At 59.5% G+C, this 16,024-nt stretch carries 17 protein-coding genes; 11 read left to right on the top strand and 6 right to left on the bottom strand.

Annotated features, from left to right (window positions below; all coding sequences use genetic code 11):
• Positions 1-43: 43 nt before the first annotated feature.
• The 7 genes from ACM6IO_RS18280 to ACM6IO_RS18310 all read left to right on the top strand — a co-directional run bounded on the left by ACM6IO_RS18280 (position 44) and on the right by ACM6IO_RS18310 (position 6,252).
• Positions 44-511, top strand: coding sequence for a cupin domain-containing protein (locus tag ACM6IO_RS18280; protein WP_226298635.1), 468 nt, complete (start codon positions 44-46; stop codon positions 509-511).
• A 206-nt stretch (positions 512-717) separates the two neighbouring features.
• Positions 718-1,362: a glutathione transferase gene (yfcF, locus tag ACM6IO_RS18285; RefSeq protein WP_008025411.1), complete on the top strand. Its 645-nt coding sequence runs from the start codon at positions 718-720 to the stop codon at positions 1,360-1,362.
• A 31-nt stretch (positions 1,363-1,393) separates the two neighbouring features.
• Positions 1,394-2,734 (top strand): KamA family radical SAM protein, encoded by a 1,341-nt coding sequence (locus ACM6IO_RS18290; RefSeq protein WP_008045171.1) that lies wholly within the window; start codon positions 1,394-1,396, stop codon positions 2,732-2,734.
• Between the two features lie 24 nt (positions 2,735-2,758).
• On the top strand, positions 2,759-3,631 hold the full coding sequence (locus ACM6IO_RS18295; RefSeq protein WP_414911989.1) for a branched-chain amino acid aminotransferase: 873 nt from the start codon (positions 2,759-2,761) through the stop codon (positions 3,629-3,631).
• A 21-nt stretch (positions 3,632-3,652) separates the two neighbouring features.
• Complete coding sequence (locus ACM6IO_RS18300; protein ID WP_008025417.1) at positions 3,653-4,411, top strand: TauD/TfdA family dioxygenase; 759 nt, start codon at positions 3,653-3,655, stop codon at positions 4,409-4,411.
• Between the two features lie 67 nt (positions 4,412-4,478).
• Positions 4,479-5,438 (top strand): diiron oxygenase, encoded by a 960-nt coding sequence (locus ACM6IO_RS18305; RefSeq protein WP_414911990.1) that lies wholly within the window; start codon positions 4,479-4,481, stop codon positions 5,436-5,438.
• Between the two features lie 13 nt (positions 5,439-5,451).
• On the top strand, positions 5,452-6,252 hold the full coding sequence (locus tag ACM6IO_RS18310) for an N-acyl homoserine lactonase family protein (RefSeq protein ID WP_414911991.1): 801 nt from the start codon (positions 5,452-5,454) through the stop codon (positions 6,250-6,252).
• Positions 6,253-6,377: 125 nt separating this feature from the next.
• Here ACM6IO_RS18310 and ACM6IO_RS18315 read toward each other — a convergent pair whose 3' ends face one another.
• Both ACM6IO_RS18315 and ACM6IO_RS18320 read right to left on the bottom strand, forming a co-directional pair.
• Complete coding sequence (locus ACM6IO_RS18315; RefSeq protein ID WP_226298639.1) at positions 6,378-7,808, bottom strand: PLP-dependent aminotransferase family protein; 1,431 nt, start codon at positions 7,806-7,808, stop codon at positions 6,378-6,380.
• 221 nt (positions 7,809-8,029) lie between these two features.
• Positions 8,030-8,734 carry a hypothetical protein gene (locus ACM6IO_RS18320; RefSeq protein ID WP_008025424.1) on the bottom strand — a complete coding sequence of 235 codons (705 nt, stop codon included), beginning with the start codon at positions 8,732-8,734 and terminating at the stop codon, positions 8,030-8,032.
• Between ACM6IO_RS18320 and ACM6IO_RS18325 the strand changes: the two genes are divergently transcribed.
• A complete protein-coding gene (locus ACM6IO_RS18325; protein ID WP_414911992.1) occupies positions 8,734-8,928 on the top strand; it encodes a hypothetical protein in 195 nt (64 codons plus the stop codon). The genes ACM6IO_RS18320 and ACM6IO_RS18325 overlap by 1 nt on opposite strands.
• 28 nt (positions 8,929-8,956) lie before the next feature.
• On the opposite strand, the gene ACM6IO_RS18330 is transcribed toward ACM6IO_RS18325, so the two are convergent.
• Genes ACM6IO_RS18330 through ACM6IO_RS18340 form a run of 3 tightly spaced genes read right to left on the bottom strand, consistent with a single transcriptional unit; the run spans position 8,957 to position 11,740 of the window.
• Positions 8,957-9,457, bottom strand: coding sequence for a hypothetical protein (locus ACM6IO_RS18330; RefSeq protein ID WP_223436064.1), 501 nt, complete (start codon positions 9,455-9,457; stop codon positions 8,957-8,959).
• Positions 9,458-9,509: 52 nt separating this feature from the next.
• Complete coding sequence (locus tag ACM6IO_RS18335; protein ID WP_414911993.1) at positions 9,510-11,027, bottom strand: ATP-binding protein; 1,518 nt, start codon at positions 11,025-11,027, stop codon at positions 9,510-9,512.
• A complete protein-coding gene (locus ACM6IO_RS18340) occupies positions 11,024-11,740 on the bottom strand; it encodes a response regulator transcription factor (protein ID WP_008025429.1) in 717 nt (238 codons plus the stop codon). Before ACM6IO_RS18340 ends, ACM6IO_RS18335 begins: the two co-directional genes overlap by 4 nt.
• Positions 11,741-11,890: 150 nt before the next feature.
• Here ACM6IO_RS18340 and msrB point away from each other — a divergent pair, with 150 nt between their 5' ends.
• The 3 genes from msrB to msrA are packed head-to-tail and all read left to right on the top strand — an operon-like array spanning position 11,891 to position 14,957.
• Positions 11,891-12,409 (top strand): peptide-methionine (R)-S-oxide reductase MsrB, encoded by a 519-nt coding sequence (gene msrB, locus ACM6IO_RS18345; protein WP_223554787.1) that lies wholly within the window; start codon positions 11,891-11,893, stop codon positions 12,407-12,409.
• Positions 12,410-12,442: 33 nt separating this feature from the next.
• Complete coding sequence (locus ACM6IO_RS18350) at positions 12,443-14,218, top strand: cytochrome c biogenesis protein DipZ (protein WP_414911994.1); 1,776 nt, start codon at positions 12,443-12,445, stop codon at positions 14,216-14,218.
• A 31-nt stretch (positions 14,219-14,249) separates the two neighbouring features.
• Positions 14,250-14,957 carry a peptide-methionine (S)-S-oxide reductase MsrA gene (msrA, locus tag ACM6IO_RS18355; RefSeq protein WP_414911995.1) on the top strand — a complete coding sequence of 236 codons (708 nt, stop codon included), beginning with the start codon at positions 14,250-14,252 and terminating at the stop codon, positions 14,955-14,957.
• A gap of 16 nt (positions 14,958-14,973) precedes the next feature.
• Here the strand turns inward: msrA and ACM6IO_RS18360 are convergent, their stop codons facing one another.
• Positions 14,974-15,987: a sensor domain-containing diguanylate cyclase gene (locus ACM6IO_RS18360; protein ID WP_008036628.1), complete on the bottom strand. Its 1,014-nt coding sequence runs from the start codon at positions 15,985-15,987 to the stop codon at positions 14,974-14,976.
• Positions 15,988-16,024: the final 37 nt, after the last annotated feature.

Genomic DNA, 16,024 nt, shown 5'->3' on the forward strand with positions numbered 1-16,024 from the left:
TAGTGTCTGGTCACTTAAGTCGCTCATAACTCGGTGTTTACGGATGAATAACATTCAAGGTGGTTTTTTTTCATATAAGGACTTTCGCCAGAGTTTAACCCGTCCACCGGTGAGTGCACGGGTGTGGAAGGGCGATGAACTTACCGATATGCGCCAGAGCCTTGCGGCCAGCGAGGTCGATATTGTCGCGCTGGCTCACCATGACAGCAGCGAAGGTTGCAAGTTGACGCCAGGGATGGCGGTGTCGATGCAATGGTTGAACCCCGGCACCGAACTGAACGGTCATGCCCATTCGTGGTGGCACCTGTTCATCATTCAGTCCGGCAGCGGCACCTTGACCCTGGGCGATGCCGATGCAGTGAACATCAGCCCCGGCGACGTGTTGCTGGTACCGGCCTGGACCCGGCACGGCTTCGTCAACACCAGCGTCACTGAGCCGCTGGCCATGCTGAACATGAGCAACATGCCCCAGATGGCGTTGCTCTCCAATGCTGCAGACGCCACGGTCTGACACGCTCAATCTTCCCGTTTTGCCCACAAGGGAGTCCGCATGCGCAGGCTCCCTTTTTCATTTCTGCTACCTAGGCAGGCCATGGCTGTTTTGACTTTCTGTATCCGTAGAAACAGATAATTTCTGTATCTGTTCAGCACCTGAGCAACTAACTACGATCGATTCCAATGCAACGGATTATTGTGGTTAGTGCAAGGGAGCGTTCTATGGATAGTACGAAGCTGAAACTGTATGTTGGCGCAGATTTTGTCAGTGCTTTTGCAATGTCGGCATTTGTAGCGCTGAAAGAAAAGCAACTTTCGTTTGAACTTGTTAAGGTTGATTTAAAGGCGCGTGATAACTACCTGGCGAGTTATCGTGATGTATCGCTGACCTGCAAGATTCCCACGCTGGTTCACGATGGTTTTGCACTGTCGGAATCTTCGGCCATTGCCGAATACCTGGAAGAGATAGCGCCGGGGCATAAAAAACTGTTCCCGCTCGACATCAAACAGCGCGCTCGCGCCCGTCAACTCCAGGCCTGGTTGCGCAGTGATTTGTTGGTGATTCGCAAAGAGCGCCCGGCGGACCTCATTTACTTCGGCAAGAAAGAAACCCCGTTGTCGGACGAAGCCCAGGCCGCTGTCGCAAGGCTGTTCTTCGTCGCGGATCGGTTGCTGGAGGAGGGGGCCGATCACCTGTTCGGTGACTGGAGCATTGCCGACACCGACCTGGCAATCATGCTCAACCGACTGCTCGCCAATGGCGACCGCGTTCCTCAGCGGCTCGCGGCCTATGTGCGTCGGCAGTGGGATCGCGACAGCGTTCGGGCATGGATGGACATAGAGCGCGCAGCGCCGGCCATCCAGTAACTAACGCCAGGCAATCACCAGGAGCGCTGCCATGCAGGGACCGTCGGAGCTGGAAAGATACAAACCCTACAACTCACGCACCATTCGCGACACGCCGTACTGGCAGAAACTGACGCCAGCGTTGCAGGAAGCCATGAACGTGGTGGCCAGGGTCATGCCGTTTCGCACCAATGAATATGTGCTGGGCACGTTGATCGACTGGAACAACATTCCGGACGATCCGATTTTTCGCATGACCTTTCCCCACAAGGACATGCTGCTGCCGGACGAATACGCGTCGCTCAAGCAACTGATCGAACGGGATGATGCCGTCGCCATCAAGCGACGGATCGAGGCGATCTGGTTGCGCATGAACCCGCATCCGGCCGGGCAGCTGACGCACAACGGCGCGACCCTCGACGGAAAAGTCCTGCCGGGCATTCAGCACAAGTACCGCGAGACCGTGCTGTTTTTCCCCGGTGCCGGTCAGACGTGTCACGCCTACTGCACGTTCTGTTTCCGCTGGGCGCAGTTCATCGGCGAAGAAGAGCTCAAGTTCAACGCGCGTGAGTCCCAGGAGCTGGTGAATTACCTGCGGGTGCACACTGAGGTGACGGATGTGCTGATCACCGGTGGCGATCCGATGATCATGAACACCCGTTCGCTGGCCGGTTACATCGAGCCGCTGCTGGCGCTGCCGCACCTCAAAAGCATCCGCATCGGCACCAAGTCCGTGGCGTATTGGCCGCAGCGGTTTGTCAGCGACAAGGATGCGCCGGAACTGTTGGATCTGTTTAGGCGCATCGTTGCTGCCGGGAAAAACCTGTCGGTCATGGGGCACTACAACCACCCGGTCGAGATTCGCCAGGACATTGCCCGGCAGGCTGTCGAACGCATTCGTTCCACCGGCGCGACGTTGCGCATGCAGGCGCCGGTGATCCGCCACATCAACGAGAACCCCGGCGATTGGGCCGAATTGTGGACTGAAGGCGTGCGGCTGGGAGCGGTGCCTTATTACATGTTCGTCGAGCGCGATACCGGGCCCAGCCACTACTTTGCGATGCCGCTGGCGCGGGCGTTCGAGATCTTCCAGGCGGCTTACCGCACGGTGTCCGGGCTGGCGCGCACCGTGCGCGGGCCGTCCATGAGCACCTTCTACGGCAAGGTATTGATCAACGGCATCGAGACCGTGGCCGGGGAAAAAGTCTTCGTGCTGCAGTTTCTCCAGGCTCGGGACCCGCAATGGGTATTGCGCACGTTCTATGCGCGCTTTGATCCGAACGCGACCTGGTTCGATGAGTTGCGGCCAGCGTTTGGCGAACGTGCGTTCTTCTTTCAGCCGGAGCCTGCGGCAGTGCCCGAATTGATACCGGTCCTGCTCGAAACGGCGTAGGACGATTCATCAGGAGATAAGGATATGAGCAGTATTCCGTTTGATCAGCGAGAAGGTTTTATCTGGCTCGACGGCGAGTTCGTCGAGTGGTCCCAGGCGCGACTGCATGTGCTGAGTCACGGCCTGCATTACGCGAGTACGGTGTACGAAGGGGAGCGCGTCTACAACGGCAAGATCTTCAAGCTGCGCGAACACAGCGAGCGGCTGTATCGCTCGGCACAGTTGATGGATTTCGCGATTCCCTATGAGCTGGCCGAACTGGAAGCGGCCAGTCATGAACTGCTGCAACGCAACAACGTCGCGGACGGTTATCTGCGGCCAGTGGCGTGGCGCGGCAGTGAAATGATCTCGACCTCGGCTCGTTTCAACCGCGTGCATGTGGCGATCGCCTGCTGGCAATGGCCGAGCTATTTCGACCCGGCGGGGCACATGGGCGGCATTCGCTTGAAGACCGCGCAGTGGCGGCGTCCGCCACCCAGCAGCAGCCCGTTCGAAGCCAAGGCGTCCGGGCATTACCAGATCGCCACGCTCAGCAAGCACGATGCGGAAAACAACGGTTTTCACGACGCGTTGATGCTCGACTGGCGCGGTCACGTCGCCGAAGCCACCAGCGCCAACGTGTTCTTCGTCAAGGACCGGACGCTGCACACGCCGCTACCCGATTGCTTCCTCAATGGCATCACCCGCCAGACCGTTATCGAATTGGCCGGGGCGCTGGATTACCAAGTGGTCGAGCGCACCATTCTTCCTACGGAGCTTGGCGATTTCGATGAGTGTTTTCTGACGGGCACCGCCGCCGAAATCACCCCCGTGCAGAGCATCGACGAGCAGCGCTACCGACCGGGCAACGCCTGCCGCGAATTCATTGCCGCTTACACCTTAACCGTTAACGCCTGATAAACCGCCAGGAACTTCACCATGTCAGATCAAGGGATTGTTGCGTCTACACCTTACGTTTCACTGGGCCACCGCCATGACGAATTGTCGTCCCGCGGCTGGACGGTACTGACCCCGGCCGAATTTGCCTACGATGTCGTCGGCACATTGCAGGCGTTCGGTCAGATCATTCCGCAATTCAACGGGCAGACGGCCTTCGCCATTACCCGCAAACCGGGGTACGAAGCGTTGCCGTACTCCCAGAGCATGAACGGCATCGGCCCGCACACCGAAGCGCCGGTCTACGGCCCACCGCCGCGTTATCTGGCGCTGCATTGTCATCATCAGGCCACGTGCGGTGGCGGACATACCGGGTTGGTCGACGGGATCGAGTTCCTGGCATTCCTCGAACGCACGGAGCCCGAGTTGCGCGAATGGATCGACGACACGCCCGTGGAGTTCGTGGCCACCGCCAAACCGGGTGAAGTGGCGCAAACGCGGGTCAAGGAATACATCCTGACGCCTACAGAGGACGGGGACATTTTCCGCTTCAGCTACAACCAGTTTCACTACGGCGATGTGAACCCTTCCGAGGAGGATCTGCAGCAATCGAAGGTGACGAACAGCTCATCGCCACTGGCCAGGTTCGCGATGCTCGGCGAGGAATACTTCATCCAGCACAACACGCCGGTGCTGATTCCCGACGGCTGCATGCTGATTTGGGACAATTGGCGAATGATCCACGCCCGCAGTCGATACACTGACCCGGCGCGAAACCTGACCCGCTACTGGCTGGCCTGATTCATCCGTCGCCCACAATTCCATCGGCGTACCCCTCGGCGGGTACGCGTCTTACAGGTATCGCGTCATGCAAACAGCAATCGAGATCGCCAAGGTCGATCATCAACTGGTCGTGCGGCTCAATCAGGCCTGGACCAAAAGGGCCACGGTGTGCGCACCGGACAAGACCTCGGGCAGCGAAACGTTCGACCCGGCGCGTCCGGATTACCCAGAGTGCATGGTGCCGTTTTTCCATCACCCGAAATTCCAGGCCCTGAGCGACGAGCTCAAAAGCACCGTGGTGACCTGGGGCTGGATCGGCTACAACCTGCGCACGGTCACGGCTGAAGAGCACGTGGTGAACCCTGCGCTGAGCGTCATCGTCAATCAATACCTGGGCAAAAACGACTGGCATTTTCGCGAAGCGATGCAGCAGACGTTGATCGACGAGCACTACCACACGCTCATGCACCTGCGGGCCATCGAACGGACCAAAGAGGATCGAGCGCTCGATCAGGATCTGGACCTGCCGCCGTCGGTGACCTATCTGCGTCTTGCCGCGCTGCGTGAGGAATTGCCCGAGCAGTGGCAGCGCGATCTGGCGGCGATCACCTTCGCGGTAGTGGCCGAGATCAGCGTCAACGCTTACCTGGATCTGCTGGCCGACGATCAAACCATTCAGCCGCAAAACCGCCGCGTGGCAGAACTGCACAACCGCGACGAATATGCCCACAGCAAGATTCTCGCGGAAGTGGCGAAGGTCATGTACGCCAACATGCAGCCGCCTCAACGGGCATTTTTCGCACAGACGTTGTCGGTGGCGCTGAGTGCCTTTGTCGCTCAGGACTACTCGATGTGGGAGGCGATTCTGACGCAGCTCGGCGTCGAGGACGCGGCACTGATCATTGCCGACACCCGGGAGAGCAACAAGAACGCCACGATCATGCGCGACTACAGCGGCCTGCATCGTCTGGCGCAGGATCTGGGGATTAGCGACGAGATCGATTTCGACTTCCGTCCGACCCTAAAAACCGCTGCAGTGGCCTGATCGGGAGGTGAATATGTCCGTTCCTGTGTACGAAGTGTTCGCCATCCGTGTCGGCGCCAATGCCCAGCGCACTGCCCGGGAGAACTTTCTTTACGACGCCTGCTGCGGTGATCCGAATGCGTCGATGCCGCTGGATTACTACTTCTGGGTCATTCGTAATGAGCAGCAGGTGATTGTGGTCGACACGTGCTTTCAACCCGCGACAGCGGATCGGCGCAACCGTCAGATGTATCGCCTGCCGGAAGATTCCCTACGTCAACTGGACATCGATCCGGCGCAGGTCGAGAACCTGATCCTCACCCATTTGCACTGGGACCACGCCGGCAACCTGGGGTTGTTTCCGAAAGCCACGGTGCATTTGCAGGAAGCGGAGCTGCGCTTCTGCACCGGTCCGAAAATGGCCCATCGCACGGTGAACAAAACCTACGAGGTCGAGGATGTGATGTCGGCGTTGCCACCGTTGTTCGAAGGCCGGTTGCGCTTGCATACCGGCACGGTCGAGGTGGTTCCCGGCGTGACGCTGCACCCGGTGGGCGGCCATACGCCGGGTAGCCAGGTGGTTCGGGTGAACACCGCACGCGGGTGGATTGTTCTGGCGTCGGATGCGGCTCATTTGTGGGCGAACATTCGTCAGCGCAGTCCGTTTCCGATCATTGATGATCTGGCGCAGACGCTGGAAGCGTTTATCGAAATCGACCGTTTGGCCGACGGCGAAGACCACGTCATTCCCGGCCATGACCCGCTGATCGCCGAGCGCTTCCCGCATTGGAACGACGATCCGCACATCATCTGCCTGCACCAAACCCCGGTCTGAACGCATTCCCTGTAGGAGCGAGGCTTGCCCGCGAAGAACGATAACGCGGTCATTCAGGAGAACCGCATTATCGTTCTTCGCGGGCAAGTCGGAACGCCGCACCGCTCGCTCCTACAGGAAATACGTCAGCTCTGGTTTTTGAGGAGTTGGCCGAGGGTCGCCAGCGCCTCATCAATCTTCGGCGAATACGGCGCCCCACAACCGATCCGCACAAAGTGACTGAAGCGCTGGGCATTGGAAAAGATATCCCCAGGCAAAATCTGGATGCCCACCTTCAACGCCGCATGAAAAAACGCCATGGACGCCTGTTCAGCAGGCAGTTCCACCCACAACAACGTACCGCCCTGTGGATGGGTGATGCGGGTGCCCGGTGGAAAATAGCGAGTGATCGCCGCACTCATCTGCTGGCGCTGCTGTGTCAGCGTTTTCCTCAAGCGGCGCAGGTAACGTTCGTAGGACGGCGTCTTCATGAACGCACTGACCGCCAGTTGCGACAACGCTTCACAACCTCGGGACTGCGTGTGTTTGAGCATTTCCACGCGGTCGTGCCACTGCCCGGCGCTGATCCAGCCCAGGCGTATGCCCGGCGCCAGCGTTTTGTTCAGCGACGCGCAGTAGATGACGTTGTCGGTGCGATCCCAGTGTTTGAGCGTGGATAACGGCTGCTCGGTGTCCACCAGGTCACCGTAGGTATCGTCTTCGATCAGCACGGTGCCGTGCTCGGCACACAATTGCACCAGCCGCGCCTTGTGGGTGTCGGGCATGATGCTGCCGAGCGGATTCTGCAGATTGGGAATGACGATCAGCGCCCGAATCCGTTCGGGGCCTTGCAACAGCTGTTCGAGCGCGAACAGATTGATGCCCGAATGGGCCGTTGCCGGGACTTCGAGCACTCGCAAGTTCAAACTTTCGAGAATTTGCAGCAGGCCGTAAAAGGTCGGGGATTCCACGGCCACGGTGTCGCCGGGGTGGGTCACCGCACGCAAGGCCAGGTTGATCGCTTCGGTCGCGCCGTTGGTGATCACCATTTTCTCGGCGCTCAGGTTGGCCTTTGCCGTCAACGCTCGCCGGGCAAGGATGTTGCGCAACTCGATGTTGCCGCAGGTCGGGCCTGTCGCACCCAGCAGTTTCTGATCCTGACGCAATGCCTTGCTCATATGGTCTTGCAGAATCTTCAACGGATAGAGTTCCGGCGCGCAGTAGGCGCTGGCGAAATTGACCTTGACCGTCGCGCGTTGGCTGGCCTTGAGCACCGATGACACTTGCTCGTGAATGCCGAGATAGACCTCGGTATCAAGGGGCGCAGGCGTTGTGGTCACGACCGGTTTGGGCAAGGTGTCCGGCTGGCGAATGTAGTTGCCGGAACGCGGACGGGCTTCCAGGACGCCATAGTCCTCAAGCTCCCGGCACACCTGCACCGCGGTCGACAGGCTGACGGCGTGTTTTTCCATCATCAGCCGAATGGAGGGGAAGCGTTCCCCGGTTTTCAAGGTGCCGCTGCGGATCGCGTCGAGGTAGTGGTTGGCTAACTGACGATACAAGGGGGTCGGGTGCATGATGACCTCAGCAATCGCACCACTGAGGTCTTGGGCTGGAAAGAAAGTTGACGTTCCCCGCAGGCGGACCCGTGGTGCTCAAGGGTTAAGGGAAGTTTTTTTCTGGCGTCGATACACAGAGAGTAATCGCGCTTTTGCCGGAATCGCGGGCAATAAAAAGCCCCGCTCTAGGGCGGGGCTTTTAGGTCAGTGGCGCTTGAGGCGCTGCTGAGCGGGAAGTGTTACTGCGCGGCGATGCTGTAGCCATCGAACGCGGTTTGCTGCTGAAGCGCGGTGATGATGTTTTTGCGGTTAACGGCGTGTTCGGTTCCGCTACTGTCCAGGAACGATTCGCTTTCCAGCTCTGCTTCATCGCCTTCGCCGACAAAGGTAAAGCCGAGGAACTCCAGGGCCTCACGGTCAACGTTGAGTCGCGAACGCGGAGTGCGCAGCGGCAGCGTGACGCTGATCCCGTCCTTGCTGATGGTGAACACTTCGACATCTTTCTTGGCGCGGGCCGTTTTGCTCTTGCCACTGGTTGGGTTGCTGATGGCCTGATGCGTCTGGTTCAGTACTTTCAGGGCCAGACCGTAGACGATTTCCTGAAACGCAGGATCGTCCTTGAAGCTGGAAAGGATCCGGCTGATCGAGAATTTGCTGCTCAGGTCTTCAAGGGCCGCGATATCGGCCGCCTCTGCGTCCTTGAGTTGCTTGAGTTCGCCCATCAATTCATAGGCTTTATCGTCGTCGAAGCGGTCGTGGGCCTGGCGAATCGCGGCGCGCAGCTCGCGGATCTGGTCGCTTTCCCGGGTGGACTGGAAAGCGTCCAGCACCATCTCGGCGATGGTCTTGGCCTGGGGCACGTGCTGTGAAAGATTGATGGAGTTTTCGTATTCCGCTTTGGACGACAAGGTGACTACGGATTCAGCGGTATTGGAATCGGACATTGAAATTTCACTACTTCTTTAACTTGAATTGGGGCGAAAAAGCACAGGGCTTTTTCAGGCCGCCTAATCTATTGGACCTGCGCGGCGTTGTCACGGGTGAACAGGCGAGCGGGCAAAAGAACTGGCTACCACCACCTTGTAGGAGCCAGCTTGCTGGCGATGGCGGCATGTCAGTCGATACCAATATTGACTGACCCTCCGCCATCGCCAGCAAGCCGGCTCCTACAGGATGACGGGCTTCAGGGAGCGGAACGTTTGATAAAACCGGAATGAGCGTCCGCAGAACAAACCGCTCGAAAAGCCCGATGCACAGGCCTTGAGCAACACCATGGGCAGCGTGGCCGAGTGCTGCGGATCAACCTCGGCCTGGTAGCCAAAGTAATAGTTAACAGCGAAAAACAGCAGGTAAAGCACCAGGGTTTTTGCTGTGCCCGGCACGATCAATCCGGTTTGCGCTTGATCCAGCTCGACACCCTTGCGCGAAAAAATCACCAGTGCGACGACGCTGCCCACGATCACCGCAGCCAGCCAGCAACTGATTGAGAGTGAGAAGTCGGGTGTCAGATTCAACGAATACAGCGACCAGCCCAACAAAATCGGCGGTGTGATCAGCAGCGAAAATTTGCTTTCACGGGTCGGGGACAGGGCTTTGATGCCGTAGTAACAGAGCAGCAGAAATACTGCATAAACCCACAGCGGGGTATTTTCCAGGGTGTTGAGCATCGAGCAGCGTCCTTGCCGAAAAGTGAAGTCGGGATCATAGCGGTTGCGGCGACTATTTCCCCGGTGAATTCAGATTCATCGACCGCACCGCCCATTGCTCTGCGGTTTGCTGATCAACCGGCAATGTGAAGCGGAACGTTGCACCGCGGCCGGGCACATCGATCAGCTGGATATCGCGACCGTGCAGTTGCAGGATCCGATGCACGATTCGCAGCCCTAGTCCGCCATCGCGCCGTGCCCCGCCAATGTTGAAAGGGCGCAGGAACAACCCTTCGCGCAGCTCTGGCGCGATGCCGGGCCCGGTGTCGCTGACGGTGACTTCGACAAAAGACCCTTGAGGGCGCAGGCTCAGTTCGACTTCCCCACCTTGGGCGGTGTGGCGCAGAGCGTTGTCGAACAGATTGGTGAGCACGCGTTCAATCAGCCCCAGATCGGCGCAGGCGGCTGCAACGTTGGGGGCAAAGTTGGCTTTCAGTTCGACCTGACGCGCCTCGGCGGTCAGTTCGAATTTCTGGAAGATGTCCTGCACCAGGTCGGTCAGGGAGAAGCGCTCCAGCACCGGTTGCACAAAACCGTGTTCCAGGCGCACCAGTTCCAGCAGCGATTGCGCCAGACCGCCGACCTTGCGGCTTTGATCCAGGGCGATGCCGAGATAGCGACGGCGGTCTGCGGGGGACAACGTGGCGTCCTTGAGCGACAGGGTTTCCAGATAACCGTGCAGGGAGGCCAGCGGCGTGCGCAAGTCGTGGGAAATGTTCGCCACCAGCTCGCGGCGTTCCTGATCCTGGCGGGTCAACGAGCGCCATTGTTCACTGAGGCGCGCCTGCATTTGTCGGAAGGTCGCGTCGAGAATGGCAATTTCATCGTGGCTGGCGGTTTTTTCCACCGGCGCTGATTCAGGAGGCGTGGCCGGGACGCCATCGATGTCGAACTGGCTGACGGTTTCGGTCAGTCGACGCAAAGGTCGGGTAATCAGTGCAAACGCGGTGAGACCGGCAATCAGGCACAGCAGTGCGACCAACCCGATCGATAACAGGGCGGTATTGAGTGCCGCACTGGTGGCGCCGCGTTCAGCCAGGCGATCGTGGTCCTCACCGAGCAGCACCACATAGAGATAACCGGCCGGCTTGCCGTCAACTTTCAGCGGCGCGGCGCTGAACACCTTGCGCGCATCGGCGCTGCGCGGGTCGTCGCCGAGAATCGGCAGGGCATCGCCTTTGAGCAGGCGCTGGATCGGCGCGAGGTCGATCCGCTCGCGATGAATCCGGCCCTCGGGCGCGGCGCTGCCGACAATCTTGCCCTCGGTGTCGAGCAGATAAACCTCGACACTGGGATTGACCAGCATCAGTTTGCTGAACAGGTCACGCACGGCATTGGGCATCAGGCCCTGGGTGTCCATCAGCACGGTGTCACGGGCAATGTGTTGGGCCAGATCCCGCGACAGCCCTTGCACCACTTCCTGTTCATGCATCTGGTTGGAACGCACCTGCATCCATGCCGAGGTGCCGCAGCACACCAGCAACAGCACGGCGAACACCAGCGACAGCCGCTGGGTGAGGGTCAGCCTCATGGCTGTTCCTCCCTGGCCGCGAATTTGTAGCCACGGCCCCACACCGTGAGGATGCGCACCGGTTGTGCCGGGTCGGCCTCGATTTTCGCGCGCAGGCGGTTGATGTGGGTATTGACCGTGTGCTCGTAGCCTTCATGGCTGTAACCCCACACGGCATTGAGCAGGTCCATGCGCGAGAACACCTTGCCAGGCTGGCGGGCGAAGAAATACAACAGGTCGAACTCCCGTGGCGTGAGATCGAGGCGGCGACCGTCAAGGGACACGTCGCGGGTGATCGGGTCGATGGCGAGCCCGTCCGTGATCAGGCTGCCGGCGTCCATTTTCAGGTTGCGGGCCATGGCGTCGACCCGCCGCAACAGCGCTTTGACCCGGGCGACCAGCTCGAGCATGGAAAAGGGTTTGGCCAGGTAATCGTCGGCACCGAGTTCCAGCCCCAGAATCCGGTGCACTTCACTTGAGCGCGCGCTGGTGATGATGATCGGTGTGTAGCGGGCCATGGCGCGGGCGCGCCGGCAGATTTCCAGGCCATCGACGCCCGGCAGCATCAAGTCGAGGATCAGTGCATCCCAGCTCCCTTGCTGCAGCATTCGCATGCCTTCATCGCCATCGGCGCAGTGCACCACCTCGAACTGCTCATCACGAAGATGCAGGCAGATAAGGTCGGCGATATGCAGGTCGTCCTCGACCACGAGGACGCGTTTGGTCGGTTCCATCAAGCTCAATCCTTCGGCGCAATGAGCGCATTGTGCGGGTTTTCCGGGGCCAGAGTTATCACGAATTGTTTAACTTCCCGTGAGGATTTGGCGATCAACCCAAGCCTAGGCTGTGTTCCATGAAAGGCACTTTGGATTTTGGAGACGGCCATGTTTTCACGGCGACAATTTCTTGTAGCGAGCGGCGGGCTGGGGGTTGCAGCCCTGGCGATCGGTGTATTGCCAAAATTTGCTGCCAGCTCTGCGCTGGTCAGCGAGGCCAGCGCGGCGGAGGTTTTCGAGGTGACGCACACTGACAGCGAATGGCGTGCCCTGCTCAGTGACGAGCAGTACGAAATCCTGCGGGAAGAGGGCACTGAGCGGGCTTACAGCAGTGCGCTGAACAATGAGCATCGTGATGGAACCTTTGCCTGTGCCGGTTGCGATCTGCCGCTGTTTTCCTCTGCCACCAAGTTCGACAGCCACACCGGCTGGCCGAGTTTCTGGGCACCGCTGGACAAGGCGGTGGCGACCCGTCAGGACCGGTCCTTTGGCGTGTTGCGCGAAGAGGTTCACTGCCGGCGTTGCGGCGGTCATCTGGGCCATGTCTTCGACGATGGGCCCAAACCTACCGGTCTGCGCTACTGCATGAACGGTCTGGCGATGACCTTCAAGCCACAGGCGGCTTGATTCCTTTTTTCTCATTTCCTGCAGGTCGACGCTATGTGGCTTCTGATCCTCGCTTATCTCGGTGGTGTGCTGACGATCGTCAGCCCGTGCATTCTGCCGGTGTTGCCGTTTGTCTTCGCTCGCACCGGGCAGCCGTTCATGAAGAGCAGCCTGCCGCTGTTGGCGGGCATGGCGCTGACCTTCGCGCTGGTCGCTTCATTGGCGGCAGTGGGCGGCGGTTGGGTGGTGCAACTCAATCAGTATGGACGCTGGCTCGCGCTGGTGTTTGTCGCCCTGTTCGGGCTGACGTTGTTGCTGCCGCAGTTGGCCGAACGTCTGACGCGCCCGTTGGTGGCGGCTGGCAGTCGGTTGTCGGAGGCGGCGGGCGCCGATGCCCGGCCGCGTCCCGGTGCTTCGTTTTTGATCGGTGTTGCCACGGGGCTGCTCTGGGCGCCGTGTGCCGGGCCAATTCTGGGCCTGTTGTTAACCGGCGCCGCGCTGCAAGGGGCAAGCATCGCCACCACCCTGTTGCTGCTGGCCTACGCCGCTGGTGCCGCCACTTCCCTCGCGGTTGCGCTGCTGCTGGGCGGTAAGGTTTTCGCCGCAATGAAGCGTTCCATCGGTGCTGGCGAGTGGGTCCGTCGAGGTTTGGGCGCGGCCATGCTGGCCGGTGTGGCGGCGATTGCGTTGGGGCTTGATACCGGGATTCTGGCGCGGTTTTCCACGGCATCTACTGGTGGTATCGAGCAGGCGCTGGTGGGCCGTTTGGCCGGTAAGACACCGAACGGCAGCGGGGCGATGATGGCGAGAACCCCGGCTGCTGATGGTGCGATGAGCGTGGCTGACAAAGCGCCGGGCACACTGCCCATCGAAGGCAAGCTTCCATCGCTGGATGGCGCCGTGCAATGGCTCAACTCGCCACCACTCGATGCCCAGGCGTTGAAGGGCAAGGTAGTGCTGGTGGATTTCTGGACTTACTCCTGCATCAACTGCCTGCGCAGCTTGCCCTATGTAAAAGCCTGGGCTGAAAAATACCGCGATCAGGGGTTGGTGGTGATCGGCGTCCATGCACCCGAGTTCGCCTTCGAGCGCAACGTAGGCAACGTCACCAAAGCCATGAAGGACCTGGGTATCAACTACCCGGTGGCCATCGACAATGAATTCAAGATCTGGCGAGCTTTCAACAATGAGTATTGGCCGGCCCACTATTTTGCCGACGCCCAGGGGCGCATTCGTTATCACCACTTTGGCGAAGGCGAGTACGCCGAGTCGGAGCGGGTGATCCAGCAATTGCTGCGTGAAGCGGGTGCCGCCAAGGTGGATGACGGGTTGATCAATGCCAATGCCGAGGGTGTTCAACTCGCGCCGGACATGAACGAAGTGCAGTCGCCGGAAACCTATCTCGGCTACCAGCGCTCGGAGCATTTCGTCCCCGAAACCAGCCTGGTTCCCGACAAGTTGACGACCTACAACCCACCGTCGCAACTGGCCCTGAATGACTGGAGCCTGGGTGGTCAGTGGACGGTCGGTTCGGAGCGGGCCACTTCAAGCGCGCCCGCCAGTCGCATTGTCTACCGCTTCCACGCACGTGATTTGCATCTGGTACTGGGCCCCGGCGCAGATGGCAGACCGGTGCGTTTCAAAGTGCTGATTGACGGAAAAGCCCCCGGCGATGCCCACGGTACGGACGTGGCACCCGATGGCAGCGGTAGCGTCACCGAACAACGTTTGTATCAGCTGGTGCGCCAGTCCGGCGCAGTAACGGATCGGACGTTCAGCATCGAATTTCTCGATCCGGGTGTCTCGGCGTATGCCTTTACGTTCGGTTGATCGCCACTTCACTGATTCAGGAGTCAGCCTCATGAAAACCCTGTTCACCTTGCGTCGCACCCTGTTGGGACTGGCCGCCGCTGGCGTCATCGGCCAATGCTCTGCGTTCTCTTTCGGATCCGCCGAAGACGCGGTCATCATCCCCGCACCCACACTCGACGAAATCACCCAGGCCCACAGCGAAACCGCCGTGTTCGCCGGCGGTTGCTTCTGGGGCGTCCAAGGTGTGTTTCAGCATGTCAAAGGCGTGAAGAAAGCCGTCTCCGGTTACGCGGGCGGGGCGGCCGAAACCGCTCAATACGAGCGGGTCAGCGACGGCAATACCGGTCACGCGGAATCGGTCGAGGTGACCTTCGACCCCACTCAGGTCAGCTACGGCACCTTGTTGCAGATCTACTTCTCGGTGGCTCACAACCCGACCGAACTCAATCGTCAGGGACCTGACCACGGCACGCAGTATCGCTCGGCGATTTTTCCGGAAAACAGCGAGCAGCAACGTGTTGCCCAGGCCTACATTGCCCAGCTCGACGCTGCGAAATCGTTCAACAAACCGATCGTCACCAAACTGGAAACCTATAACGGTTTCTACCCGGCAGAAGAGGAACATCAGGACTTTCTGACTGAACACCCCACCTATCCGTACATCGTTATCAACGATCTACCGAAAGTGGCGCAGTTGAAGAAGTTGTTTCCGGAGCGGTATCAAGAGAAACCGGTGTTGGTGAAGGCGGGGATGTGAGGGGCGAAAAAAACGCTCACCCCGAAATCACATTCTTGCCCGCCACTTTCGACCGATACAACGCTTGATCAGCCCTGGCCAGCAGCCCGGTCTGTTGTTCTTCTTCAAAGCGTTGTACGACGCCAAAACTCATGGTGACTTGAAAGTCTCCCACTGGCAGCAAACTGGCGACGCTATGGCGGATTGTCTCCGCGAGGTTTCTGGCGTCGGCCAACGGGGTATCGGGAAGAATGATGATGAACTCGTCACCGCCCCAGCGCGCCAGCAAATCGCCGTCGCGTACGCAATGTTTCACGCTCTGGACTACCTGCACCAACGCGGCATCCCCCAAGGCATGACCGTAGTGATCGTTGATGTTCTTGAAGTCGTCGATGTCCATGGCAATCAGCGACAGCGGCTGTCGGAAGCGCTGGGCGCGATCACATGCCTGAGGCAGGTCCTTGCTCAGGCGATGGCGATTGGCGATTGTGGTCAGTGCGTCGGTTTCCGCCAGTTTGCGGTTTTCTTCGAGCTGAATCTGCAGTTGCTGGTTGACCCGGGATAACTCGCGGGTGCGTTCTTCGACGATGGCTTCGAGGGATTTGTTCTTTCGTTCAAGCTCTTCGAACAAGCGCTTCTTGTCTTCGATGCTGCGGTGCGCACCGACCATGCGCGCCACCGAACCGTCGGCGTTGCGGGCGAGCACGTAGCCGCGGTCTTCGACCCAGGTATAGCTACCATCCTGCATGCGGCAGCGATACTCGGCCTGATAGCCGGGGGCCTGTTGGCTCAGGTAGGCGTCAAACAGGGCCATGACCCGTGGGTAATCCTCGGGATGCATCACCGATTCCCAGGTGAATACCGTGTTGTTGAGGGAATGAGGCGCATAGCCGAGCATTTCGTACCAGCCGCGGTTGCGGTAAACGAACCCGGTATTGGCGTTCCAGTCCCAGATGCCATCACTGACCAGTTCCAGGATGGTGTGCAGCATGTCTTCGTTCAAATCCGACAGATTGAACTTCAACGCTTCAATATCCGAGGCCCCATCCATCACTGCTCTCCCTGACCAAAGCGACCCGCCAGTCGAG

It is taken from the genome of Pseudomonas sp. IT-P44, assembly GCF_949768225.1.
Classification (GTDB): Bacteria; Pseudomonadota; Gammaproteobacteria; order Pseudomonadales; family Pseudomonadaceae; genus Aquipseudomonas; species Aquipseudomonas migulae.